The following is a 26,384-nucleotide window of genomic DNA, read 5'->3' as shown; positions in this document are numbered from 1 at the left end:
AAAAACAAGTGCGGAGGAGCATAATTGATGAAGCAACTGGTGATTAACCCAGGTTCCACTTCCACGAAGATTGCGGTTTTTGACAATACAAGCATGATATTCGAAAAAACATTGAGGCATTCGGTGGAGGAACTCGGCAAGTATGAAAAGATAATAGACGAATTTGAATTTAGAAAGAATATAATTCTGGATGCATTGAAGGAAAACGACATTGAGGTGAAGGATCTTGCGGCAGTAGTGGGAAGAGGAGGACTTCTGAAACCCATAGCCGGAGGAACATATGCAGTTTCGCCTGAAATGCTTGAAGACCTTAAGTCCGCATCCAGGGGAGAGCATGCATCAAATCTTGGGGGAGTCCTTGCACATGAAATTGCCGGTGAAGAGAATCTGCCGTCATTCATTGTGGACCCTGTCGTGGTTGATGAAATGGAGCCGATATCAAGGCTGGCAGGACATCCAAGGTTTGAAAGGAAGAGCATCTTCCATGCTCTTAATCAGAAGGCAGTAGGCAGAAGGGCTGCCAGGGAACTGGGCAGGAAATATGAAGAAGTTAATCTTGTAGTTGCCCATCTTGGCGGAGGAATATCCGTAGGGGCCCACAAGGCAGGAAGAATCATTGATGTAAACAATGCCCTTGACGGAGAGGGGCCATATTCTCCTGAAAGAAGCGGCACGTTGCCTTCAGGTGATCTTGTAAAACTGTCATTCTCAGGAGAGGCAGGCATTGATGAAGTCAAGAAGATGATAAAGGGAAGCGGCGGTCTAACTGCATATCTTGGAACCAACGATGCCAGAGCCATCAGCGGCATGTGCGAAAAAGGTGACGAAAATGCCCGACTCATATATGAAGGAATGGCATACCAGGTGGCAAAGGACATAGGAGCCTATTCCGTAGTACTTGAAGGCAGGGTGGATGCCATAGTAATTACCGGCGGAATAGCCTACGACAAGGAATTTGTGTCGTGGATAGAAAAAAGGGTAGGATTTATTGCCGATATCATTGTATTCCCTGGGGAAGATGAGCTTGAAGCACTGGCTGAAGGCGGTTTGAGAGTGTTGACAGGTGAAGAGGAAGCAAAGGTATATTAGTATCGCGATCAGAAAAGCACAATGTCCATTGTATGGAGTGCTTTTCTTTTTTTATAGTCTAATAAGGTCAAAACGTAGCTCCTTTCTTGCAAAAGTGAATATTGAATAATTCGGATTTGTTTATCAATTGCTTAGTAATCGTTGGTTTGGCAATAAAAACATTGATAAACAGCCAAAAAAGGTGTAAAATGGAAATACTCCGAGCTAAATTGTCTTAATGAGAGGACTTAGCCTATGGGTGCAATTTGTGAAGATTGCGCCTCCCGGTTTGGAAAGGAGAACTATAACTGTCCAAACGGACGGTTTTTTTTTGTATGAAATTGTCTTGTGAGAAATAGTAAAATGGCCTTAAGTAAATTTTTGGACACCTTGGATGGAGGAATGATGAAATTTCTAAAAGCATACGAACCTTATAAAATTAGAGAAATGATGAAGGAATATTTTGGAGACATTGATATAGGAACAGAGATTGTCCATATAAGTGAAGCACTGGACAGGTACTCGGCCAAAGACATCAAGAGTTCTGTCAACATTCCGGACTTCAACAAATCTACTGTCGACGGGTATGCCCTCATGTCTTCGGATACGAGAGGGGCTTCGGAAAGCATGCCTGTATTTCTGGATGTTTCAGGGGAGGTTCTAATGGGAACTGAAGCTGAAACGGAGGTAGTTGAAAATACCTGTGTATACGTTCCCACAGGGGGAATGTTGCCAAAGGGTGCCGATGCAGTTGTCATGATTGAATATACTGAGAAGCTTGATGAAGAGACCGTTGCCGTTAACATGGCCATGCATCCCGGAGAAAATATTATATACATCGGTGAAGATATAAGCGTAGACGATGTGATTGTGAAAAAGGGCAGGAAGATTACAGCCTTCGATACAGGTGCCTTAAGTGCCATAGGAGTATCAGAGATATCCGTATTCAAAAAGCCGAGAACTGTAATCATATCCTCCGGTGACGAGATAAGAAGACCCGAAGAAGATATAAAGCCCGGCGAGGTAAGGGATATCAACAGCTTTGTTGTAGGAGCCCTTATTGAAAAATACGGCGGTGAAGTGATACACAAGACCATAGTCGATGACGATGAGGGAAGCCTTTACAATGAAGTTGAAAAATGGATAGACAGGGCGGACATAGTAATAGTGTCCGGAGGAAGTTCGGCAGGTATAAAGGATGTTACGGCAGAGGTGCTGGACAGCTTTGGGAAGCCGGGGCTTTTCGTACACGGAGCGGCAGTGAAGCCCGGCAAGCCTACGATAATGTCCTGTGCCAGGGACACTGCGCTGATAGGACTGCCCGGTCACCCTGGATCATCGTCTATAATATTCACAATATTCGGCAAGGAGCTTTTCAAGATACTTCTTGAAAAGGAAGATGCCATTGAGTCCTTTGTTGAAGCAGAGCTTACCTACAGCCTGGCAGGAGCCCCGGGAAAGGAAACCTATGTTATGGGGACTCTGGAGAACAGGGACGGAAAATACCTTTTCAATCCCCTCATAAAGAAATCTGCAGCGATATCACAGCTTTCCAGGAGTGAAGGATATGTAGTAATAAAGTCCGGGACTGAAGGAATAAATAAAGGAAATACCGTAAGAGTATATACTGAATGAGGGAGGTAGCCATGAAAAAGGAAAGAAACATATATCTTGAAAATACAGACCTTGAGGTTGCCCTGAAGGGATATCTTGAAAGGTTCGAGGAAGAGCTTGAAAACAAACCGGTTGAAACAATAAGTGTTGTGGATTCCCTGGGAAGAGTTACCGCCCGGCCATATTTTGCCAAATATTCATCTCCAAACTTCAATGCATCGGCTATGGACGGAATTGCAGTGAAATCTGAAAATACCTTTGGGGCCAGAGAGGGTAAACCCTTGACCCTGGTAAAGGGAAGGGACTACAAGGTCGTTGACACGGGAGATCCAATTGACGGGGAATACAATGCCGTGATAATGATAGAAGACCTTAACGAGTTAAGCGAAGAAGAGGTTCAGATCATGACACCGGCATCTCCCTGGCAGCATGTAAGGCCTGTAGGTGAGGATATAGTGGCGGGAGAAATGATAGTTTCTGCAAACCATAAGATAAGACCTGTGGACCTGGCATCATTGATAAACGGAGGAATCGACGAGATTCAAGTTTATGCAAGGACGAAAGTAGGAATAATCCCAACAGGGACGGAAATAGTGGAGCCGGGAACAATACTTAAAAGGGGCGACATCATAGAGTCCAATTCGAGGATGTTTGAAGGATTGACTCTTGAATGCGGAGCAATCCCTTCAAGGTACCAGGTAGTAAGGGACGACTATGAGGAAATAAAGAAAACCGTAATGGATTCCGTTGAGAAAAACGATATAACTATCATCAATGCAGGATCTTCAGCCGGTACGGAGGACTATACTAAAAGCATAGTTGAGGAACTGGGAGAGGTGTGCTACCACGGCCTTTCAATCAAGCCGGGAAAGCCCGCCATTCTTGGGAAGGTAAAAGGAAAGCCTGTAATAGGAATTCCCGGATATCCCGTTTCGGCATACATGGTGTTCAGGAATATTGCCCGGGAAATAATCATGGAATTCATGAGTCTTCATAGGGAAAAACCAGCAGTTATACAGGCCTATCTGTCAAAGAGGATTGTATCCTCCTACAAATACAAGGAATTTGTACGGGTGAAGCTGGGAAAACTTGGAGGCAAGATTATAGCTACTCCTCTCAACAGAGGAGCAGGGGTGCTAATGTCCCTGGTTAGATGCGACGGAATACTTGTAATACCCAAGGAGAAGGAAGGCTTTGAAGCAAGCGAACTTGTTCAGATAGAACTGCTGAAGGACTATTCTAAAATAGAGAATACGGTTGTTTCCATAGGAAGCCACGACCTGGTAATGGACATAGTAAACAATCATATACATATGATGGATTCAATGGTTGACCTGTCTTCCGCCCATACGGGAAGCATGGGCGGAATAATGGCACTGAGAAAGGGTGAATGCCACCTGGCGCCAATCCACCTTCTCGACGAGAAAACCGGGATCTACAATGTTCCCGTACTGCAGAAGTATTTGAGAGGGACTGATGTTGTTCTTGTAAAGGGATTTGGAAGGACGCAGGGATTCATGGTACAGAAGGGGAATCCCAGGAATATAAAATCTTTGAGGGACCTTTCAAGGGATGACGTATCCTTTGTCAACAGGCAAAAGGGTTCAGGCACTAGGGTGCTTCTAGACTACAGGTTGAAGCAGGAAGGAATGGACAGAAACGATATAACGGGATATGAAAGGGAAATGACGACCCACATGGCGGTGGCTGCAGCGGTTTCTTCGGGAACGGCAGACGTTGGCCTTGGTGTGTATTCTGCAGCGAAAACCATGAACCTTGACTTCATACCCCTGGCCGAAGAGGAATACGACTTTGCAATGCTGAAGGAAGAAATGAACAATCCGAAAATAAAAACATTTTTGAAGGTAATCAAATCCAGAAAACTCAAGGAAGAATTGAAGGAGCTTGGAGGGTACACCTTTGAAAATACAGGAAAAGTGGTGAAGATATGAAGGATACATATGGAAGGAACATCAGATATTTAAGGGTTTCGGTAACTGACAGATGCAATCTGAGATGCATGTACTGCATGCCTGAGGAGGGAGTCTGCAAGAAGACCCACCCTGACATGCTTTCCCTGGAGGAAATCTATCAGATAATTGAAGCATCCGCAGAAATGGGATTCGACAAGATAAGGATTACGGGAGGAGAGCCTCTTGTAAGGAAAAACATAGAATGGCTTGTGAAGAAAACCGCCGAGCTTGAGGGAATCAAGGACATAGCCATGACAACCAACGGAATTCTTCTGGCCGAATATGCAGAGAAACTCAAGGATGCAGGGTTAAACAGGGTGAATATCAGCCTTGATACACTGGATGTGGAAAAGTTTAGGGAAATAACAAGGGGTGGAGACATAGAAAGGGTGCTCGAGGGAATAAAGGCTGCCCTGAATCACGGATTGACTCCCATAAAAATCAACACTGTCCTCATAGGAGGATTCAACGATGATGAAATAGAAGACCTTGCGGAATTGACACTAAACCACGACATCCATGTAAGATTCATTGAACTGATGCCCATAGGACATGCGGCTGACTGGTCAAAGGAAAAATTCATACCAAATGAAACGGTACTTGAAAGACTTGAGAATCTGATTCCTCTCGAGAATGAGGACGGATCTCCGGCCAGGACATACAAGATGCCTGGAGCAAAGGGGACAATAGGATTGATAAATCCAATATCACAGCATTTCTGCAACACCTGCAACAGATTGAGGCTTACTGCCGATGGAAAGCTGAAGCCCTGCCTTCATTCAGACAAGGAGATAGATGTGAAGAAAGGTCTTGGAGACAAGGAAGAAATCAAGAAAATAATAGTCGATACGATAGAAATGAAGCCAAAGGCGCACCACATTAACGACAAGGACTACAAGCCCATAACAAGGGATATGAACAATATAGGAGGCTGAGATGGAAAAGTTGACGCATATTAACGAAGATGGAAGACCTAAAATGGTTGATGTGGGAGACAAGGAGGATACTCTCAGGATAGGAGAAGCTTATGGCTGCATATACATGGATGGAAAAACCCTTGAAATGATTACCGGTGGAAAGCATAAAAAGGGAGATGTAATTGCAACGGCACAGGTTGCGGGAATTATGGCAGCAAAAAAAACATGGGATATAATCCCCATGTGCCACAATATCCTCATGAACGGAATAGACATGAAGTTCGAGCCCGATGTTGAAAAGAATTGCATACACATAGGTGCCAGGGCAACAACAAGAGGAAAAACCGGTATAGAAATGGAAGTTCTCACTGCGGTATCTGTTGCAGCTCTTACCATATACGACATGTGCAAGGCTGTAGACAGAAGCATGATAATTTCCGATGTGAAGCTGATGAAGAAATCCGGCGGCAAGTCTGGAGACTTCAACAGGGAAGTAAATGAGGATAGAAAATGAAAGGCAGGATAATAGCTGTAAATATTAGCGACAAGAAAGGAATCACAAAGACCACAATAGATGAAGGAAACTTCATAGAGGAATTTGGCCTTGAGGGAGATGCTCATGCAGGGAAATGGCACAGGCAGGTAAGTCTTCTGGGAAATGAAAGTGTAAAGAAGATGGAAGAAATGCTCAAAGGTAAGGGCTATGACGACTGCAGAGGGATTTTTGCAGAAAATCTTACAACTGAAGGGATTATACTTTACGAACTGCCTGTAGGAACAAAACTGAAGATTGGCGATGTTCTCATGGAAGTGACACAAATAGGGAAGGAGTGTCATGAAGGTTGTGCCATAAGAAACCAGGTAGGAAAGTGCGTCATGCCCCTGGAAGGAATATTTACAAGAGTGTTGAAGGGTGGAAAGATTAAGCCTGGAGACGTTATAGAGGTACTTGAAGACTAAAATCCGGTATTCCGGATTTTTGCTTTGATTAATGAAGAATTCCTTTTGTTTTTAAATGATTGCTTGTATGGTTTAAGCTTTGGGGAAGCTTTCTTCAAGCTTGGATGATCTGATTTTCATGGAATATGAAATTGTTAAGGAAAATTTAATTGAAATTTGATTGAGGCAATTTTGTTGAATTGATAGCGGTATTGATATAGCACGGTTTCATGGGTTGGGCATGTAGTCAAAAATTTACAAAAAATGCAAAATGACTACTAAATGACTACTACGACATATTTTTAATCACATTCAAAGAAATAAAATAGTGTATAATAAGAGTACGACCACCGGATTTGCATTTAAGTCCTGGTGGTCAATTTTTATTGAAGGAGGATATACTATGAGAGGGGTTGAAGTTACCCTTGACCGTAAAACGTTAAAGGTAAAAAAGATAGGAGAAGTCGAACTTCAAAGTGAACCAGATAAGAGAATCGACAAAGTGTTGGTTGAAATGACTATACAAAGATTGAAAAGCCTTGATGCTGAGCAGTTAAAGAAGTTGAAAAAATAGAAATGATGTGGTCTGTTTTTTATAAAGGGAGGGCCTATTATGCAAGGTGTTAAAGTAACAATAGATTTAAAGACTGGGAAAGTAATAAGAACAGAAGAAGTTGAGATTGACAAGGAACCAGACAAAGCGATTGATCATATGTTGACTCAAAAAGCAGTAGATCATTTTATGAATCTTAAGAAAGAAAAGCTTGAAGAATTTAAGCGGAAAAAGTTTAGGTTATGAGAAAATGGATATAGTTTTAGTTTATATTTTGGAAAAACGGATAATGCAGCACTTCGCCAATTTCGGTTGAAGATAATTTGACAGTTGAATGAAAAGTAACAACCTCATAAGTAAATGTTGATTTGTAGTTGTAGGGTGATATGGAAAGTGATAAAATAGTTATTGGGATATGTTGAATTGGGGTTGGTGTATTTAAATATTTTTTGTAGAGGTTTTATTGCCCTGTTCAGATTTGAGCAGGGTTTTTATTATATTTCAAATCGAAAGGAGAATTGCCATGGTATTAATTAGTGTCGGAGTAAGTCTGTTGATAATACTCATTATCTATCATTTTAATGAGAAGAGGAACAGAGACAAGGATTTATCGCTATTAAAGGGCTATCTAGGTTTCTTGGTTTGTACAGGGGTATATGCTTTTATTCTTCCTGGAAATCAAATTGAAGGAAGTCGTATTGTTATGCTTGTTATAACTGGTGTCTTTGTCGCTAGCTATATAATGGCACCTTCTAAACTTACATCAATAATTATTGTGTTGTGGTTACTGCTTGACGGTGCATTTCGGGGATTAGTACTATATGGAGCATATATTAACAGTGCTTCGGTTGATTTTTTCTTTTCGTATTTGATACAAGCGGTTTTATCGTTGTTTGTTTTGTGCCATTCCTTAATCCTAAGCATGAGATTGAATAGAAGAGAGAAGTCTAAGAAAGCTTTGAAGAGCAATGATGTATCAAACAATGAGCTATAAATAATATTTTGAGGTGTTGGGATATTCAAGTAAAAGAATCCTTACCAGAGCATTGTTGGCAAACAAAGAGGATGAACATTGCATTCATCCTCAATTTACTTAAAACCCAACCTTATTCCATGTCGCATTAACTCTTCTCTTTTATTGAAAAGTTCTCTTTTAAACTCGGTAGACATTAACGATACCCACCATTCCGGGAAATCTAGCATCATAACTGTTAACTTATAGTCATAAGCGGAATCTAACCGAGACATATTTATTTTTTTTATTTCTTCTAACATTCGGTTCATGTATGCTTTTCGTTCTAATAGAGTTGCAGTCCATCCACCAAAGAACCAGGCTATCGGTAAAATTATTAAATGCAGCCATCCGTAATTAATGCAGAGAGATATTATTTCCCCTAAGATTAAAAACTTCAAAAACCATCCTACCGCAAATCCGTGTTTGCGTGGAAACGAACCACGAGGCAAGGATGTGTTTTCCTTAAGGTCTTGCCATACCAACCAGTTTGATATTCCGTAAAAAATGATTAAAATTACAGTTATTGTTATTGAGTACATAACAACCTCCTTCTAAGATAGATTTTAGTAATATGAATTTAATCATTTTGTTAAATGAATATTGATTAACCGAGTTATTAATATTATATCAAGCAATATGGCATATGACAATAAAGAAACGCAAATTATGATGAGTTATTGAAAGATATTCGAAGGTTTGGAAAGTGAATATCATCTGAAAGTATTGAGGTGTTTTTCCAGGAACATCAGGAAAGGCAGCATAAAATTTTAGTTTATTGTGACACTATATGGGTGATAATGCTGTTGAGATTCTAGCCTGTGAATTAGTATAAATGGTTTTGAATTGGTTGAATTGCAGCAGTTCATATGACTTAAGGTTGTCCTGTTTTGCAAATTATGCAAACCTATACTTGGTGATGAGTACTTTTTTATGTTTGGTGTTATCTGAGTACCGTAGAATGGCTTGATATGAGTTTAATGAACGGTTGTAGTGATTGAGTCGTAGAGATGGGGATTCATTCTAAAAAGTGCGGATTTTGTGTATATTGCTTGTTTGTATGTGTATTTATACATTTGGGTGTGTCGTTTGCTTTCTTCTAGGGTAGACGAGATAACACCAATGAGGTTACATACTATACATGCATGCGTATTTCTTGAAATGGAGTAATATAGCTATTCTTCTGTGTTGTGCAAATAATATTACTTGACGTTCATATTATCCTACATCTGATGTGTTCAATAGTTTATAGACAATTATTCTTTTTTTCAGTGAATAAAATCAAAGAAAATATGCATAAATTGTGCCTTCTTAATGATATAATTGAATCAGAAGAAAAATAAGTCAATATTTCGGTTTTAAGGCGTGTTAGTGTATCTGGATATGTAATGATATCTTGAAGGGGAAAAAGCACCATGACGAAGCGGAAATGTTGCCGAGACGATAAACGGAAAGGTGGTGCAATAAGCAATGAGTACAGATTTTTCAAAATACAATTATAACAATCATCCAGGAGCGCAAGTTTTAAGTGGTATAAGGACCGGTTTTGTTGAAAGGACCGGTTCAAAGGTAACGGAAAAGGGAATAGATGCTTTAGTAGATTATTGTGAGAAATACAACGAAAGTCTTCCCAAGGGCTACGAGCAATATGGAACTTCAAAGGCAGTTGTTCAAGAAAAGCCTGAAGAAACTTCATTTGTAGATAAACTCAAAGAAGGTATTTCAAGTGTATCGGAGACTATCAAGAGTCATATACCAAGTATAGATCTTGACGATAATAGGAGTATCGGAACGACAGAGACTATGCAGAACAATCCCAGAGCAGCAAGGGCCATGGGCGTGAATCAGTCTCAGATTGACGGAGTAAACAATCAAGCAATTGGTTCTCCGAGGGCAACAAAGGCACAGGAATGGGCGAATTCAGGAATAGAGAAGGAAAAAGAGACAACACTCTCTGATGCAATAATGCAGAAATACAGTCCAGGAACCACTACAAATGTATCGAGTGCAGCCAATTACAAGATTGACATCAACGATTATCAGGATGCACCGAACAGTGTTAAGAACTTAATGATGGATTACAATGAAAAGCAGTCATATTCAGATAAGGTGAAAAACACTTATGATTTCAACAAGCTTAATATCCAGTATGCCTATGAAGCATACAAGGATATGACTGGGCAAGATAGCGATATGGTATGGATGAGGGCAAAAGTTAAGGACTATGCACAGCTTCATCCTGAAATATTTAATCAAGACAATGAAAACCTACTTGGACAGATGGGACTTGCATCCGCAGAAATGGTGCCTTTCATGGTAGAAACAATGAAGGGTGGAGCGGAAACAGGTCTAGCCGGAGCTATAGGAGCAGGAAGCGCAGCAGCCCTTGGCGGTCAAATGGGACCACAAATAGCAACACCGGAGGAAATAGTAACAGTTCCCGGAGCGGCAGCAATAGGTTTTAAGATGGGTTCGGCCATGGGCTCTGCTATGGCAAGTTATCAACTGGAAGCCGGCTTTGCATATGCCGATATGATAGAGCAAGGAATATCTTCTGATATCGCTTCACAGGTTGCAACATATGTCGGTCTTGCCAATGCAGGAATAGAAGTTGCCCAGGTTGGAACTATCGCCAAGAAACTTCCGGTTGTAGGAAAGGTCCTTTCTGCAGGTATAAGTGAAGGGGCAGAGGAAGTTGCACAAAAGTATATAAGAAACACCTCCGGGAAAACTATCATGACAGGCTTAAAAGAGTTTGCCAAGGATATAGCATCGGAGACAGCAGAAGAGGTTGCCCAGGAAACAACTAATATCATAGGTGAGACTGTTGCTCAAAAGAGGATGGGTAACAAGGATTATACTCCCTTCACTGCCGAGAATGGAGCTAGACTTGTTCAGACTGCAACGCAAACCCTTAAGGCTATGCCTATCATGGTAGGTCCCGGCAATGTCATTCAAACAGGATCTAATTTAAGCAGGAATAATAAAATTAAAAAGACAGAAGGGCAGCTTTCTGAAAATATAAGTCAAGTTCTTGCCGTTAATTCAATGGTACCCGATGGTGCAAATATTGAAGATAACAAGGCCTTTGTTGATAGCCTGAAAAGCATTGCTACCAACACAGATGTCGGGACCATAAAGGAAATGGCCTTGGACGGAATAGACAAGGTTAATATGGCTCAACTCACAAGATATGGCAGACAGGTTTATGACGTGGTTATATCAAATGATTACAGTTATTTTGCCAATGATGACATAATTGAAGCCCAGGAAGCGGGACAGGCCATTATTGAAACCTTGAAGAAGGACGGTAAAGGGGACCAATACAGCAAGGAGATAGCCTTGTTTGATGGTATTTTCAAATCGCTTGATGATATGGTCATTGAAGGGAAGAAGATTGAAAGCAGCCAGGAAATAGAAACAGCATTGCAGAACATGGAAACGAGCAGAAAACAGGAAGCTCTTGAACAGCATGATGTGGCCGATGCGGCAATGAAGGAAGCAGATAAGATTGAAAAAGTAGAAAATGGATGGCTTGAAACGAATGTGTATGGTCTGTTGAATGTCGTGGAAGAGAAGGATGAAACCACTGTAAGGGTTCAGAACCTAAAAGGGCAGGAGTTTTCAATTGGAAAGAAGAAACTGGCAAAGATGGCAAGGAAGAACGTTGAGGATATCAAACCATCAATTACAGTTGAATCAAGTGTTAATGAGGAAGTAGACAAGGCCCAGGAAGTGAACAACTATGGATATTCAGGGAAATCAATGTTTCATGAAATGGTGGAGAACATTGCAGCAAAGGGAGATAAGAAACAGATTAAGAGTTTCAATCAAATGATATCGGAGCTTTCCAGCCACTTTAAACTTCCGGTGGACAGCAGGCAGTTCAGGAAGAGAAAGGCAACCGGATATTATGAGATTGTTCCCAAGACTGTAAGAATCAAGTACGACAACGACATTGAAGTTGTAATGCACGAGATTGGTCATCACCTTGACAGTAAATATGATTTGAGTGAAGCGAACCCTGCAGCCACGAAGGAAATGGTCAAGAACCTACCTGCAGCATTCATTAAGAATTATAAGCAGAAGGAATTACCAGGTGAAGCAATTGCGGAATTCTTCAAGATGTACATAGTAGATCCCGAAGCAGCTAAGGAATTCGGACCGGCATTTTATGATATCTTTGAGGATTTGTTGGATAGCGAGGATTTGAAAGCGGTCCAGGCAACTCAACAGGATATGAGCAGCTTCACTGCAGCAGGAATAACGGAAATGATTGGAAGCACGATTCAAAGTTATACAGATAAAGGGGATTACAGGTCCTTCAAGGATAAAAAGAAATATCTTTCAATGAGATTGCACAGCCTATTGTTTGAGGATAAATTGGGACTTTTAAACCTGTCCAAGTACGTGGAGAATGCGACTGCAAAGGAATTGAATCCCAGTAAGAACCCTTATATACTTGCCTTGCACACATCAAGGTCACAACAGATAGCAGCAGCAATGGTGGGCGGTGTGAAATCAGGTAATGCAACTGGCATGATAGACCCTCAATCCAATCTCATAGACAACAGAAACTTTGCTGACATACTGGCACCGATATCTGAGAACGAAAAAGATTTTGCAGTCTACCTGAAGAACAAGCATGCATATGACCTTATGGAGAAAGGGCATCGGGTTTATTCTCCCCAGTTTACCATTGGAATGGTTAAAGAACACATTGCAGCTTCAGAAGCCAGACATCCCGAGTTTGTTGAAACAGCCAAAGAACTTCATGAGTGGTGGAACAAGTTCATGGAATCATGGATGGTTGATACAGGATTCATCAGTGAAGAAGCTTGGGAGAACATGCTTGAAAGGTATCCCAACTATGTTCCAATGTTCAGGGTGGATGAAGGTTATTCCATAGATCCTAATGGAAACTTGGTAAAGACCGGGAACAAGAAAGGTATTGGCAGCCAGAAAGCACCTATACAGAAGTTGAGCGAAAAGGGAAGCGGCTTCGATACATACAATCCGCTTGAAAGTATGGTCCTGCAGATGTTCAAGATTGTTGATGCACAGCTTAAGAGGGAAGTAATGCTTTCTATGCACAACCTGTACACAAAGAAGGTTGAAGGAATAGGGGAATTTTATCACAAGATAAACAGGCCCATGGATTACCATACTTATGATGCAACGCAGCTTAAAAACTCCATGGCAATAGGCTATTTGAATGATTATATAGCACAGAACCATGGTCTTAGATTATCAGACAAGGAACTGGCTACTCTTCTTTTCAGGACTGACAAAACAAAGGAAAAGCTCTTTGATAAGCTTGAAGAAGCAGGAGCGGACATAGAAGAGATAAAGAACGTACTTGGGGATGTCGAGCAACATTTCCTGAACAATGCAGATGACCAGGCGGAGATACATGAAATAATGGGAGATTACCTTGACGGCAAGTATTCACCTATAGATGTCATGGAAAGATATATCGACAACCAGATTGAGTGGTTTACGGCATCAAACTACAGCAAGGATGATGAAGTCTTGACTGTAATAGATCGTGAAAGCAAGGTCCATTTCTATAAGATAAACGACAGGTTTTTGCATGAAGCTTTGACGAGCTTTAATCCTATGCAGCTTGACGGATTCTTTAAGGCTTGGGTGAAGCTTAAGAGAGTATTCACGGACCTTATAACATCAGGAAACCCCGTGTTTGGTACCTTGTCCAACCTTCCAAGAGATATTCAGACCGGATTCATCCAGGGACATGAGAATAATCCAGTGAAGTATGTTGGAGAGCTTGGGGAAAGCTTCAAGTCTGTTATATTCCATGATGAAGCTAATCAGACATACAGGATTCTTGGTGGTGGTTTCGGTTCCAGTATATCAGGTTCACAGCGTAACATGATGAAAGAGGTCCGCAACAAGCTTGGCTTTGAGAAGTCAGGGAAAGGGCATAAACTCTTGATGGGCCTTGAGAAGTTCAACGATGCTATAGAGTCCGCACCAAGGCAGGTTGAATTCTACAAGATGTATAACCAGGCTATAGATAAAGGCATGAAGCAGCAGGATGCAGTTCTAAAGGCCCTTTATGAGTCCTCTGATGTTACACTCAATTTCATGAAGAAAGGCCAAATTATGAATTATCCTTTCTTCCAGGTGATACCCTTCTTCAATGCCGGACTTCAGGGCCTTGATAAAATGTACAGGATGACACAAGACAAGGAAACCAGGAAGGCAGCACTAATCAAGGGGCTTGTAACCTTGACTCTTCCGACTATCATGTTGGCATGGCATTACAGGGATGATGATGACTACAAGAATGTTTCAAAGGGAATTAGGGACAACTATTGGTTAATCAAGTATGCAGATGGCAAATTCATAAGGATACCTAAACCGAGAGAGCTTGCCTTTGTGTTTTCTACTATTGAGGATAGAATGATAAGATTCTTGGCCGGTGAAGACGATGCCTTTGAAAAGCTTGATGATAGTTTCATGAATGTTTTCGTTCCACCAATCAAACCTGTTGGATGGCCCTTGATGGAAGTGGCCATGAATAAATCCTGGACCGGAGCTCCAATTGTTCCTTATAACCTGCAGAGCAAACCTCTTGATTATCAGTACGATGACAAGACTAGTAAGTTTGCCATTATGATAGGGAAGGCTATGCCGAATATCCTTGGACCGTACAGTTCGCCGAAGAACATTGACTATCTTATAGACCAGATGTCAGGAATAGTAGGAGATATAGTTCTTCCGCTTACAACACCTTCCGAGGATCCAGTGAAGAAGGTTATTACAAGCAGGGTTACAACGGATGTCGTTTACAGCAATGATAAAGTCAATGATTTCTATGAACTTAAGGAAAGACTGGATGAAGCAAGCACCCTGTACAAGGCGGAGAGAATCAAGACAGATGATTACAATCCTGCAGCGCAGACATATTTCAGTGGAATGTATAGCAGAATCAACAAGTATTGGGATCTGATTAAGAGAGTAGAAGCAAGTAAGAATTACACCGATGCAGAGAAGGAAAAGAAAATCAGAGACTACCGAAAGAAAATTGTTGCTTATGCCGATAAAGCCATTGAATATTATGAAAAGCATAAGAAATAGGCAGAAATTGCATAAAATTTGTATGACTTATGCAGAAATAAGAATGCATATATTCAAAAATATGATAGAATATACTTAAGTAGCAACATTGAGTGTATATTTACAAATCTATAAATTGCACAGAATAATTGAGCCCTGAATCAATGCCATGAGTTCAAAACGTTGAAAATACTATGATGCATCAACTTTGATAGTATAAATATAATTTGAACCATGGCATTTTTCTTAAATAAGCAGAAGTATAAATATACTGTCAAAATTCGGTTTTGTCTAAAAAATGTAATTTTGCGACAAAACTTTTCGGGGTGTGACAAGTTGTTTCACCGGGAAATGGGTGATAATAAATCGAATGAGGTGAGTCCATGAAGAAGTACAGTTATCCAAAAGACTTGGAAGAAGTGATGCAGCATCCTTTGAATCAGTACATAATGGAAAAGTTCCCTGGTAAATATTGGGATACGGTTCCTATTCTGCAGGTCATAAAGGAGAGAATAGAGGAGCTTGATGATTGGGACAAGGAAAACAGAAGTAAGGCCCAAACGATTGAGCATATCAATACCATGGAAGCGATCTGGACTTATAAAATGATACTGGAAATGTTCACAGAGGAAGATGAGGAACGAGATTTATTTCCTTTGACCCTGGAATCGATGAAGGTCTGCAAGAGCATGGACGAGTTAAGGGACCACCTTCTGAATTATCTGATAGAACAGATGGAACAACTGGAGTGGTATGATCCACCTCGGGAATGGTGGATGAATCTGCTTAGATGAAAAGGGGGACTTTGAATCAAGTTCACCTGGCTTATTTTTTGAGAGAACTATTTCCACAGGAAGCCCATATCAGAAAAGGAAGATAGGGGGTGGGGGGTAGGCGGAAATTACCGGCGCTCGCAGGATTTACCTTTACTCTCACCTACACACAAGTACCCAATCGCTCCCCATAGAAACAAAGGTAGGGGGTAAAAGGGCCCCTTGTTATATATGCGTTTCCTGTCTCACAAAAAATATAATTTCTCTTAAGGCGGCTTTCAATTCATATTAGATTCATTTAAAAATATTATGAAAAGATTAAGAAAAGGAAAGAACAAAATAAAGGAGTAGACGATATGAGATGGGCAATTTGGTTATTGTGTTTCTTTGTTTTTGCAGTTTGGGTAATAACTACTATGAATATCGAGGACGAGAAGAATCCAAGACTTTTTGTAAAAATCCTAAATAAAGTATCTGCATTTTTAATACTGTTCGTAAATGGCGCAGGAATGCTATTTGCTATTTTACTAGTAATTGCAGCAGTCATAGGAACAATTGTGATTTTAGGTGCAGATTTTCTAGGAATAGAGCTAAATATTTATCCTTAAATTTTGGGAGTAAACTAATCAGATAACGGAGGTATGTGCAATGAAAATAGAACTAACATATGAGGATTATAAGCTTTTGTTTGAAGGTTGCAAGACATTGGAAGCTATGAGCGAAAATGAAGCGGATAAGACCATGTATGGTCGCTTAAAGGAGAAGATGGACAAGGTTGTTATCTTTACTCACAAGGGTAATGAAGCTCCTCTCTTGGAAGTAGAGTAAGTAACTGTTCGATAATTCCAATTAGTTCAACACCCGGGGTGTCTCGTCACAGCTGAATCCTTAAAAGTGTTGAAAATTACAATAAAACATCGATTTTGCTATGTAACATTTGTGTTACAAATAGATGCTTAAATGTAACATGAATGTACAAAATTCCAATATAAAAAGCTCCTCGAAAGGGAGCTTTAGTTAATTATGAATACTGTAGATTGTTATTTGATTCAAGCTGTTGCTTTACTTCATGAATTGGTGGCACTGCTATTCGTTCGAACTTCATATTTTGAATAATAGTCCCATCGGTCATTACAAGCTTGTCTACAAATGGCAAGTCTTCTAAACCTACATGAATCACCTTAGTATCGCCGATTCTCTCGACGATGTACTGCTGTCCGTCAATTGTTTCTCTTTTCATTTTAATATACCCAGTCCTTTTATGAATTTTGCTTCTTTTTTAGCATACGCCTATTTGTGGTTTATGTCAATAAAGAAATGTAGTAAATTCAATGCCTAGGAGTCGTTTTGACGTCAAAGTGACGTCGCTTTGCCATCGCTTTGAATCTATTTGCATCTATTTGATATCAAATAGAATCTTATGGAAATATGAATAGAATATGTATTCCCCAATACATAGTTTTAAGTATTATGCTTTGTATTACTGCCATATTCAACATACCAATTTATGGTGTTTGGCTATTTGAATCCAAACTCTTCTCCGCGCTTATTATAAACCTTCAGAAGGTTAAGTATTGCCTTCTCTTTCTTTCGTCGAACTATCCTAGAATCCTTATTCCATCTTTCGGCTATATCACAGGTTCTTAAACCTTCAACATAACGAAGTTTGATAACTTCGAGTTGATCCTGGTCCGGGACATCTTTCAGGCATTCCATAAATTTAATTATTGTGTCTATCTCCTGTCGTTTTTTATTTATCTTTCTTTCTAATTGAATCAGCTTGCTTACCTGGTTTAGAATTGGAGTTATAATGGAATTACTGCTATCAGAAGCTTGAATTTTTATGAGTTTACAGGCCAGTGAAGTAAAGCTTGATAATTCGAGCTCTTCTCTCATTTTTTCCATAACCCGCATGTAGTAATCTATACTTTCAATTATTAGAATATAGCTTTCCAGGATATCTTCAACGTTAAGATAGACTTGTGAGCGTCTAAATGCAGCACACATGCTGTTCCTCCTCTATTGTTGAATTTCTTATATCAGGTCCCATACTTCTCTGGAATCATCGTAAACATTGATTAAGTAACGTATTGCGAGTTTCTTTATCTTACTGACAGTACTTATTGTGATGCCCATATCCTTGGCTATTTCAGATGTTCTCATATCGTTACAATAATACTTTCTAATAACTGTGTAACGGTCAATATATTTGTCATAGTTAAGCCACTCAATGAATTTATCTATTTTGTCTTTCTTCTTTGCCAGTTTCATGATTTGACTGTTCAATTCCTCGGTGGCAATTTCTTTTCTTATTACAGCATCTTCAATAGCATTGAAAATATTTGAAGTTTGTACCCTGACTCCACTTGGATTGTAGGCTCTTAAGGTATCCATATCCTCTGACTCAAGTTCATAAAGTTGCTCCTGGCAGAATTTAATTTCTCTAGTAATCGGAATATACTTTCTCAGGAAGAGATCTACTTTCTTAAAATCTTTTTCAAGCTTTTTTCTGCTAGTCAAACAAGTAACCTCCTGATATACATGGATTGCTGCAACTTAGCTGTTGACTTCGGTGAAGCCTTGAAGGATTTCTTTCCCGGATATGTTATGCTTAGATATCAGCATATTGAGATTGTCCAGGATGTTTTCATAGTTTGGTAAGTGCTTTTCGATTTCTCCAGGTGCCCTTTCAGGAGAATCAAGCCAGTTTACTGCTTTCTTTTCTCTTGCAAGGAGCTTATCGTATTCTTCTTGGTATTTTTCCATGGATACCTCCTTTAATCGTCCCAGGGAGCAGCATTTAAATATTGTTGCCATTTGAATGTATAAGCCTTCACTTTCCCTGTTTCTGACTCTCTTTCCAATAGCAATCCAGTATTCGGGTCAAAGTAAACCTCCGCTTTCGGAAGATCCGAATAATCCCTATTCTTTTGGACTTTAATGTAACCGTTAATACCTTTCACTATTTTACCTTCGTCGTACTCTCTGATAACGGTGATGATATTATCCGCTTTATTGGCAAGGTCCGAAGTTCCTGCAATCTGTTCGCTCTCCATTTCGTCACCCTTACGGTATGTTTTATTAGGATGCAGCACCACGATTATATGTACATTGTTTTCTTTCGCCATATCGCAGCACTTTTGCATGAATTCTGCCTGTTTGCCGTTCTTTTCTGTGTCGGACGTTACCGTAAGTAAGCTCATGAGATTATCCAGGACTATTAAATCTTGTTGTGATTTTTTCAATTCTTTTCGCATCAACATGAATAACTGGTCTGTTGTTTTCAGGTTGCTTTCACCCTTACTGAACACTTTTAGTTTTCCTCTATGCCATTTTTGCAAAGCCCTCAACGTTTCTTTCTTAGGCTCTTTCTTGAAACGCCTATTTATTTTGATAGAATTAAAATGTTCTTCATCCCTGCCTATAACCGCCGTATACAGTTTGTTAACTGTAACTTCCTGCTTTTCTTCGCCGTTAACAACAAGAACTTTATGGCCTTTGTCTATTGCATTTGCAATCACCTGATTACAAAAAGTTGTCTTACCGCCATTGTTTCTGCCTGCCACAAGAGTTGTTAATCCACCGACCAAATCATTCAAGGCATAATCTATTGTTGGCAATCCAGTTGAAATGAACTTGTTCTGAACCTCGACAATCCCTTTGTATGGCTTAAGGTCCAGGTCCCTTATTTCTGTTTGGATATCTTCAACCTCGATTTCCTTGTCCAGTTCTGCAAGTCTTGTCTTTATGTCTTCTGGCTCTAGCTCTTCACTTGCGTTGACTATCTCAATAAGCTTGGTCCGCAAATCTCTTTTGAGAACTTGCTTCTTAAGGTCTTTGCAATGCTGCTTGATTAGTCTGGTAGTAGCTATATTATCCGTTAGCTTGAACAGATAGGGAGCGTTTTTTAGTATTGTATTTACGGTTATTACGTCTGCTTCCTTGCCTTGTTCTCTCAAATTGCATATCACTTCAAATATCTCTTGGCTCTCGCCAGTGAAGTTGCTTTTATTAAGTTCCGTTATGGCTATGTCTGCAGCTTTGGTGTCAAGCAGGCAAGCTCCTAGTATTTCTTTTTCTAACATTTTTCACCTCTCTTTCTAGTCTTCGTCTATGTAAACAAACTCTGGTTCAAAAGGTTTACGATTTCTTTTCTGTTCTTGTTCTTCGTATCGTTCGTCAAGATAATCAGAGCATATGAGGCTGGTGCTTTTATTTTTTCGTTGTCCGAAGAAATCTGCTAAAGATCTTTTTCTTGTGGCATACTGACCATTCTTTTTAGTTGATTCAACCTTTTCTTCATGCCGTTTAAGCATTCGCTTCATATGTTCGGTATCAAGGTTTAGCTCTTTTTCTGCTTTTTTCATTCCTTTTATCATGTCTTCCGAATAGCTTCTGTGATTGATTAAATCTAGAGATAAATAATAATCATATATATCTTTATACTTATCATCATTGTAAACATTATTGTTTGTATGTTCACGAGATGTTTTTGCAGTGTTTTCGTGATGTTTTTCCTTTGATTTCCCTGCAACATTAGATGTCGAATCGCTGTCACTGCCTAGGTTTGATTCTCCTGTACTGGCGTCGTTTTCATGATGCTTTTTATCACCTTCAATTGGTGTATCGGGAATAGTGGGTGATGTTTTTTCTTTTTTATCAAATTGGTAAATGCTGTAATTTATAACAGTTATGACTGTTTTCTTAGTGTCGCTTTGATAATCAATCATTCCCTCTTTCTTTAATAAATCTAAGAATGACTTTACCTTAGTATTAGACCAACCCCATCTTTTTTCTAATTTCCTGATAGAGGTTATTCTGCCACCTCTTGGAATAGGTACTACATCATTGCCAATTAAAACTTTATTGTCCTCGTGGTTTACCATCAGAATAATATCTACCCATGCTTGTCCTTTGGTGAAGGGTTTATCTTGCCATAACCAGTGATCAATTAAAGCTCTTTGAATTGCTGCCCATCCTTCATTCACTTCAATCACCTTCTATACCAACGTCGTTGAAAACGCTTGATGGAATGAAGATTTTTATTACATATTGTGTCATACTATCACCTCTTTCTTTTGCTTGCTTTTTCCTGGTATTCTTTCCAAGATGCTTTGTAAATGGATTTTCTATCAGGCCTGCAATTGATTTCTGACTCAAGAGCTTCTTTATTGCCTTGACATGCATAGTGAGGACCAGCATTTAATTTCAATAGGAGCTCTGAGTGTGCATGGATAAAGTATTCTGCTGAAGGATCTAATTTTTCCATGAATGCATCACCTGCCTTTGTTTAATCAATTCTCCTGAGATTTCCTTTTGGTGGTCCGGGAACCTTTGTTTTACCACTCAAGAAATCGTATAGTTCTTCCTTGGCTGTTTCGAGGTCCATTATTATTCGACCTTTCGCACTGTGGCCGGCCCGGTTGCTGGTTATTACACCTATCTTGCAGAGCCTTCTCACTTCGCATTCAGGTGTGTTTGTCTCCTTGCTGAATTCTTTCACGCCTACTATTTTGATTGATTTGCAGCTTGTATTTGATTCGGACGTTTCACTTTCTTTTATTACTGGGGGTAGGTTGTTTGAAAGTCCCAATCTTCGCATAAGTTCGATAGCCACTTTATCGGTGATTATTGATATGTCTTCATAACTCAAGTTTCTACTTTGCATTATTCTTCCTCCTTATCTTCCGGCCAAATGTCAGATACTTTTACTGATAATGCTTTGGCAATTTTTTTTCGTGCTTCTTTATTTCCGGGGATTTTACGTAATTCAATCTGAGATATTACAGCAGGGTGTAAGCCTGTATCATACGCAAGGCTTAGTTGGGACTTATCGCCTCTAATAGTTTTTAGATTGTTTTTGGGGAAATAGGTTGAGTAAGCGCCTCTGGGACAAATATCAGTCTCTTCGACATTGAGTGCTTTTGCCAATTGGTTTAATTGCTTTGGTCCAATTGCTAGTGTTCCGTTTTTCATTTTTGAGATTTTTGAAGGGGGAATCTTTGATAATTGCGACAATTTCCATCCAGGGATTTTTCTTTCCTCCAGGATTTGCTTTAGGTTGCTGTTCATGACATCACCATCCTTGTAGTTTTGATAAAGTATACTTCAAATTTAAAGCGTGAAACAATTGATGTTATAAGCTATTGTGACGTAAATAGCGGTACATCGTTGACATCACTCAAATTCGTCTTGATATTTATCTTGCTATCATGATATAATAAGGTCACTATATAAGCAAGTACATGATTGTTTAAGTGAAATCTATTAAAAAAATATACTTCAAGAACGGAGGGGTTATGAAATTAGTTTATGACAGAAGTAAGAAAATTAATATTTTACTATATAAAATTTATGAAATAATGGATAAATCTTTAACTGGTTTGGAGCCTGAAAAATTTATAGTTGAACTAAATGGATACAATGAGGAAGACTTAGATTTAATAAGAAAGCATTGCAATCTTAATGAATATTTATTCCCATTTTTTTATGGCGTTGGCGAATCGTTAATTTCTTTTATTGAGCTTGATTTTGATGAATTAATTCAACATGCAAATGATACGTTGGCTATTGAACCGCCTTGTATTGGTGTTGCAGAGGCTAATATCGCAACGCTCTATTTTTATTTGATAAGAAAGCATGTTTTTTTACTGGAGTTTTCAGATGTATTTAGAGAAATATTGTTAGAGTATCGTAGAATATCTAAAATTCGTATTGAAACTCCTGATATTTACGGAGGAACATTCGATTTTGGGCATGACTTCAAAAAAGATGTATTAAATCAAATAATTGAAAACTTAAAAAAATGCAAAGATATTGCAGATAAATATAGAAAAATATTAGATTTTTCATATGATGTGAGAAAAAGATCTAAAGGAAAGGAACAACATAAATTTAATATTGTTGATAAGAAAAGTATTTATTTATATGGACTTTTTAATAAATCATTTGCAAAAAAGAACATAAAAACAACGTATTCGATTTCGAGTGGCATAAATGACGTTACATACGACCTAAATATTAATATACATGATGTTAACGAGAAAGAAGATTATTCGAAGTATTTTAATGATTTAAGGGAGGTGGAAATCTTGGATGTAGATATTGACGAAGCATGTTATTTCGAGCTTGTTAAGATAGCGTCTCTCGGTATTAAAGTTGAAAAGTGTCAAAACCCTGCTTGCGGGAAGTATTTTGTAGTGAAGGGGCATGCGGGAAAGAAGTTTTGTGATGTGTGCAGACCTGGAGGCAAAGGTGCGAAGAAAAAGAGTAACCAGAAAAAGAAACAAGATCCCATCGAGGTTGAGAGTACAAGAGTGTATAAAAAATATTATAACGGCAATAGAGATGAAGATAATAAGGTAATATCATATGAGAAAGAAAGGGGATTTTTGTTATGGAAAGATAATAATAACCTGTTAAAGAATAAAGCAAAGAAAGGGGTGATTTCCATTGAAGTATATAAAAGATTAATTAAAGATGAAAGGCTTTTGGAGAATTATTATGATGAGGCGAGTATTGAAGAACTAATTAAAGAAGTAAGAAAGGAGATGGAAATGAATGGCAAGCGTAAGAAAAAGAGGGAATAGTTACCAGGTGACTGTTTCAGGTGGTTATGACATCGATGGCAAGAAAATTTCCCAAAGAAGGTCATTTAAAAAGCCGGGAAATGTGTCTGAGAAACAATGGGACAAGAAGCTCCAAAAGCTTGTAATAGAATTTGAGTTGGAAGTAGAAAGTGGCAGGTACGTTGATAGAAGCATAACGCTCAAGCAATTTTCAGAAAGATGGATGAAGGATTATGTTAATTCAACACTTTCCTACAAATCCCAGTCTGCCTATAAAACCGGATTGGATACCAAGATACTTCCGGTACTTGGACATAAGAAGTTATATGAAGTTCAACCTACTCATATTCTTCAATTTCTTAATAACCTTATGGAAGATGGTGTAAAGGGAGAAGGAAAGACGGGTGGTTATTCCGACAGTACCATAGGGTTAATTTTCGGGATATTGAGTTCCCTTATGCAGCAGGCGGTTTATTGGGGTGTATTGTATGACAACCCATGCAAAAGAGTAAAGGTGCCTAAACACAAGAAGAGTTTGGAAGAATTAAAAAACAGAAAAATAAAGCATTTCAATGAAGAACAGATTGGTGTATTGATGGATGAAATAAGTGGTGAGTTGCTTCAGAGAAGAGTTGCTTTCTTTCTTGCCCTGTTTTGTGGAATGAGGATGGGAGAAGTTCTTGGATTGACTTGGAATGACATAGATTTCAAGGAACAAACGATTGATATTAATACCGCTAGATCCTATACTCCTGAAAAAGGGTTGTTCACTAAGATTCCCAAGACTGCAGGCTCATTAAGAGTTATTTCATATCCAAGTGCACTCAACCCAATTTTAAGGGAATACAAGTTAAGTCAAAATGCAGAAAAGGCATTTATGGGGCCTTCGTGGGATGATGAATGGAACAGAACTCCTTGGTTGATGACAAAGAAAGATGGAACAGGATTGGGGTATTCGACTCTAACAAACTGGCTTAAGAATGTAATAAAGAAATATAATAAGAGAATCAATGCGGATAAGAAGTTGAGCGATAAGGATAAGAAAAACAAGCTTTTGCCGGTTTATGGATTTCATGCATTGAGACATACATCAGCGACGCTGTTGATAGGTGAAAATACAGATATAAAGACAGTTTCAATGAGATTGGGACATTCAAATACAACAACTACTATGAATATTTATGTTCATGGGTTAAATTCAAAAGACAGAGAAGCATCAGATAAATTGAACAGATTATTTACTGACAATACGGACCAAGAATTGAGTATTAAACACGAATGCTAAATAGATGAACGCATTGATTTAAATAGATCAGAAGGATAATGCATAAAAAATGTATAAACTTTTTGATGATTACTAAATGACTACTACTGACCTACGAAACTATCATTCGATATTTGATAAGAAAACAACATTAACTTTTGATATCGCATGATATCAACGTTAATTGTTACTATAAATTCACAAAAAAGTGCCAAATCATAAGGAAAATTTAATTGAAAATTTGTATAATATGTACTATTATTTAATATGATATATTGGAGGGAAAAATGAAACATTTTTTGAAGGTATTCTCTCTTGCCATGGTTATGTTCATGTCCATAGCGGGAGTGAAGGTATATAGTACATATAAGACAATTGAAGAGAAAAACAACAGGGAACCAAACTACGACGAGCATTGGCTTGACGGATTCGATCAGGATTCGAATCTTGTGACCCTTGAAACATATGAAGCATACGTTTCAAGCAGCAACAGGGTCAATTTCCTGCTGGTGGGACTGGAATATGTGAGAACGGACACAATCATATTCGCAAGCTATGACAGGGATACTAACAAGGTCGATATGATATCCATACCAAGGGATACATATTACTATAAGGAAGGCTTCAGAAGCGGCTTTGAGGATCCAGCTGAATACAAGATCAATGCAGTGTACGGAGATGAAGGCATAGAAGGATTGGTAAAGGCTGTTGAAGATGCAATGAATCTTCCCGTACACCATTATGCAATAGTTACCCTTGAAGGTGTTGAGGATGTCATTGACGCCCTCAATGGAGTTGAAATAAACGTGCCCTTTGACATGTATTACGAGGATCCCTACGATGAGCCTCCCCTTCTCATAGATTTGAAGGCCGGGAACCAGGTTTTGGACGGAGAAGAGGCAGTACAGTTTCTGAGGTTCAGAAAGAGCAGCGACGGTACTGTGAGCTACGGCGACCTGCAGCGTATACGGAAGCAGCAGGAATTCATGAACAGGGCCATAGACAAGGCCTTGAGCTACAGACTTCCCTTCATAGTGGATGAAATATTCGGCTGCTTCAGGACAGATGTAGGTCTGGCGGATATGGTTGGATATGCCTCCGGTGCCGCAGGGATGTCCATGGATGACGTTACCTTTTACACCTTGCCGGGAACAGATGAGTATATAGGCAAAACATCCTTTTTCATCGCCGATGATGAAGAGCTTAAGGAACTCATATACACGATGTACGATATTCCCTTTGAAAAAGCGGAAGAAGAGAATTAACCAAGATACTTAAAGCATGTTATCCTAATCTGAAGTGCCCCCTGTCAAGTAGACAGTAGAAAAAACAAAAAATTTAGTACCGTCAACTAATTAGTTGGCGGTATTTTTATGCAGCATTATCCATGAGATATTGTCTATATTCCAATGGTGTCATACAGTTTAATCTCTTCTGATATCGATTGTTGTTGTAATAAAATATATAATCCTTAATTGCTGCTTCCAGCTCATCGTAAGTATTGAATTTCTTCAAATAGTACATTTCTGATTTTAACATTCCCCAGAAGGCTTCCATAGGACCATTATCAATACACCTAGCTACTCTGGACATGCTTTGGATCATTTCAGCGTCATTAAG

27 protein-coding genes and 1 riboswitch are annotated in these 26,384 nt (G+C 39.1%); of the genes, 16 read left to right on the top strand and 11 right to left on the bottom strand.

Annotated features, from left to right (window positions below):
- Positions 1-27 precede the first annotated feature (27 nt).
- The 9 genes from buk to BUB05_RS15600 all read left to right on the top strand — a co-directional run bounded on the left by buk (position 28) and on the right by BUB05_RS15600 (position 8,058).
- Complete coding sequence (buk, locus tag BUB05_RS15635; protein WP_073050553.1) at positions 28-1,089, top strand: butyrate kinase; 1,062 nt, start codon at positions 28-30, stop codon at positions 1,087-1,089.
- Positions 1,090-1,274: 185 nt separating this feature from the next.
- Positions 1,275-1,384: riboswitch (molybdenum cofactor riboswitch) on the top strand.
- Between the two features lie 89 nt (positions 1,385-1,473).
- Complete coding sequence (locus BUB05_RS15630) at positions 1,474-2,703, top strand: molybdopterin molybdotransferase MoeA (protein WP_073050552.1); 1,230 nt, start codon at positions 1,474-1,476, stop codon at positions 2,701-2,703.
- Positions 2,704-2,714: 11 nt separating this feature from the next.
- A complete protein-coding gene (locus BUB05_RS15625) occupies positions 2,715-4,634 on the top strand; it encodes a molybdopterin biosynthesis protein (protein ID WP_073050551.1) in 1,920 nt (639 codons plus the stop codon).
- Positions 4,631-5,590: a GTP 3',8-cyclase MoaA gene (moaA, locus tag BUB05_RS15620; protein ID WP_073050550.1), complete on the top strand. Its 960-nt coding sequence runs from the start codon at positions 4,631-4,633 to the stop codon at positions 5,588-5,590. Before BUB05_RS15625 ends, moaA begins: the two co-directional genes overlap by 4 nt.
- 1 nt (position 5,591) lies before the next feature.
- Positions 5,592-6,086, top strand: a complete 495-nt coding sequence (gene moaC / locus BUB05_RS15615; RefSeq protein WP_073050549.1) for a cyclic pyranopterin monophosphate synthase MoaC — start codon at positions 5,592-5,594, stop codon at positions 6,084-6,086.
- The gene (locus tag BUB05_RS15610) at positions 6,083-6,532 is read left to right on the top strand and encodes an MOSC domain-containing protein (protein WP_073050548.1); all 450 of its coding nucleotides are present in this window, start codon (positions 6,083-6,085) and stop codon (positions 6,530-6,532) included. Before moaC ends, BUB05_RS15610 begins: the two co-directional genes overlap by 4 nt.
- A 382-nt stretch (positions 6,533-6,914) precedes the next feature.
- The gene (locus BUB05_RS18750; RefSeq protein ID WP_175548581.1) at positions 6,915-7,085 is read left to right on the top strand and encodes a hypothetical protein; all 171 of its coding nucleotides are present in this window, start codon (positions 6,915-6,917) and stop codon (positions 7,083-7,085) included.
- Positions 7,086-7,124: 39 nt separating this feature from the next.
- Positions 7,125-7,310: a hypothetical protein gene (locus BUB05_RS15605; RefSeq protein ID WP_073050547.1), complete on the top strand. Its 186-nt coding sequence runs from the start codon at positions 7,125-7,127 to the stop codon at positions 7,308-7,310.
- A gap of 277 nt (positions 7,311-7,587) precedes the next feature.
- The gene (locus BUB05_RS15600) at positions 7,588-8,058 is read left to right on the top strand and encodes a hypothetical protein (RefSeq protein WP_073050546.1); all 471 of its coding nucleotides are present in this window, start codon (positions 7,588-7,590) and stop codon (positions 8,056-8,058) included.
- Positions 8,059-8,153: 95 nt separating this feature from the next.
- On the opposite strand, the gene BUB05_RS15595 is transcribed toward BUB05_RS15600, so the two are convergent.
- Positions 8,154-8,618 carry a hypothetical protein gene (locus tag BUB05_RS15595; protein ID WP_073050545.1) on the bottom strand — a complete coding sequence of 155 codons (465 nt, stop codon included), beginning with the start codon at positions 8,616-8,618 and terminating at the stop codon, positions 8,154-8,156.
- A 928-nt stretch (positions 8,619-9,546) separates the two neighbouring features.
- Between BUB05_RS15595 and BUB05_RS15590 the strand changes: the two genes are divergently transcribed.
- The 4 genes from BUB05_RS15590 to BUB05_RS15575 all read left to right on the top strand — a co-directional run bounded on the left by BUB05_RS15590 (position 9,547) and on the right by BUB05_RS15575 (position 16,760).
- Positions 9,547-15,180, top strand: a complete 5,634-nt coding sequence (locus BUB05_RS15590; protein WP_073050544.1) for an LPD38 domain-containing protein — start codon at positions 9,547-9,549, stop codon at positions 15,178-15,180.
- 362 nt (positions 15,181-15,542) lie between these two features.
- Positions 15,543-15,953 carry a hypothetical protein gene (locus BUB05_RS15585; RefSeq protein ID WP_073050543.1) on the top strand — a complete coding sequence of 137 codons (411 nt, stop codon included), beginning with the start codon at positions 15,543-15,545 and terminating at the stop codon, positions 15,951-15,953.
- Positions 15,954-16,288: 335 nt separating this feature from the next.
- Positions 16,289-16,540 carry a hypothetical protein gene (locus BUB05_RS15580; RefSeq protein ID WP_073050542.1) on the top strand — a complete coding sequence of 84 codons (252 nt, stop codon included), beginning with the start codon at positions 16,289-16,291 and terminating at the stop codon, positions 16,538-16,540.
- Between the two features lie 40 nt (positions 16,541-16,580).
- Entirely contained in the window at positions 16,581-16,760 is a 180-nt protein-coding gene (locus BUB05_RS15575; RefSeq protein WP_073050541.1) for a hypothetical protein, read from the top strand.
- Between the two features lie 193 nt (positions 16,761-16,953).
- Here the strand turns inward: BUB05_RS15575 and BUB05_RS15570 are convergent, their stop codons facing one another.
- From BUB05_RS15570 to BUB05_RS15530, 9 genes are all read right to left on the bottom strand, one after another.
- Positions 16,954-17,172: a hypothetical protein gene (locus BUB05_RS15570; protein ID WP_073050540.1), complete on the bottom strand. Its 219-nt coding sequence runs from the start codon at positions 17,170-17,172 to the stop codon at positions 16,954-16,956.
- A 278-nt stretch (positions 17,173-17,450) separates the two neighbouring features.
- Positions 17,451-17,939, bottom strand: a complete 489-nt coding sequence (locus BUB05_RS15565; RefSeq protein WP_073050539.1) for a hypothetical protein — start codon at positions 17,937-17,939, stop codon at positions 17,451-17,453.
- Between the two features lie 27 nt (positions 17,940-17,966).
- Positions 17,967-18,452 (bottom strand): sigma-70 RNA polymerase sigma factor region 4 domain-containing protein, encoded by a 486-nt coding sequence (locus tag BUB05_RS15560; protein WP_073050538.1) that lies wholly within the window; start codon positions 18,450-18,452, stop codon positions 17,967-17,969.
- Between the two features lie 36 nt (positions 18,453-18,488).
- Positions 18,489-18,698, bottom strand: coding sequence for a hypothetical protein (locus tag BUB05_RS15555; protein WP_073050537.1), 210 nt, complete (start codon positions 18,696-18,698; stop codon positions 18,489-18,491).
- 11 nt (positions 18,699-18,709) lie between these two features.
- On the bottom strand, positions 18,710-20,017 hold the full coding sequence (locus tag BUB05_RS15550; protein WP_073050536.1) for a DnaB-like helicase C-terminal domain-containing protein: 1,308 nt from the start codon (positions 20,015-20,017) through the stop codon (positions 18,710-18,712).
- A 15-nt stretch (positions 20,018-20,032) separates the two neighbouring features.
- Positions 20,033-20,920, bottom strand: coding sequence for a hypothetical protein (locus BUB05_RS15545; protein ID WP_073050535.1), 888 nt, complete (start codon positions 20,918-20,920; stop codon positions 20,033-20,035).
- Between the two features lie 77 nt (positions 20,921-20,997).
- Complete coding sequence (locus BUB05_RS18585; protein ID WP_139258040.1) at positions 20,998-21,201, bottom strand: hypothetical protein; 204 nt, start codon at positions 21,199-21,201, stop codon at positions 20,998-21,000.
- A gap of 21 nt (positions 21,202-21,222) precedes the next feature.
- Positions 21,223-21,600, bottom strand: a complete 378-nt coding sequence (locus tag BUB05_RS15535) for a hypothetical protein (protein WP_073050533.1) — start codon at positions 21,598-21,600, stop codon at positions 21,223-21,225.
- Complete coding sequence (locus tag BUB05_RS15530; protein WP_073050532.1) at positions 21,600-22,004, bottom strand: helix-turn-helix domain-containing protein; 405 nt, start codon at positions 22,002-22,004, stop codon at positions 21,600-21,602. The genes BUB05_RS15535 and BUB05_RS15530 overlap by 1 nt, the downstream gene beginning before the upstream one ends.
- Positions 22,005-22,231: 227 nt before the next feature.
- Here BUB05_RS15530 and BUB05_RS15525 point away from each other — a divergent pair, with 227 nt between their 5' ends.
- From BUB05_RS15525 to BUB05_RS15515, 3 genes are all read left to right on the top strand, one after another.
- Positions 22,232-23,521, top strand: a complete 1,290-nt coding sequence (locus BUB05_RS15525; protein WP_073050531.1) for a hypothetical protein — start codon at positions 22,232-22,234, stop codon at positions 23,519-23,521.
- Positions 23,493-24,785 (top strand): tyrosine-type recombinase/integrase, encoded by a 1,293-nt coding sequence (locus BUB05_RS15520; RefSeq protein ID WP_073050530.1) that lies wholly within the window; start codon positions 23,493-23,495, stop codon positions 24,783-24,785. The genes BUB05_RS15525 and BUB05_RS15520 overlap by 29 nt, the downstream gene beginning before the upstream one ends.
- Before the next feature lie 266 nt (positions 24,786-25,051).
- Positions 25,052-26,029, top strand: coding sequence for an LCP family protein (locus tag BUB05_RS15515; RefSeq protein WP_073050529.1), 978 nt, complete (start codon positions 25,052-25,054; stop codon positions 26,027-26,029).
- A gap of 106 nt (positions 26,030-26,135) precedes the next feature.
- Here the strand turns inward: BUB05_RS15515 and BUB05_RS15510 are convergent.
- Positions 26,136-26,384: IS3 family transposase (locus BUB05_RS15510; protein WP_139258038.1), on the bottom strand; the 249-nt coding region annotated here is incomplete at its 5' end.

This window comes from Dethiosulfatibacter aminovorans DSM 17477 (assembly GCF_900142005.1).
Taxonomy (GTDB): Bacteria; Bacillota; Clostridia; order Tissierellales; family Dethiosulfatibacteraceae; genus Dethiosulfatibacter; species Dethiosulfatibacter aminovorans.
Note: the sequence above shows the minus strand (reverse complement) of the source record. Positions and strands in the feature narration are given on the sequence as shown.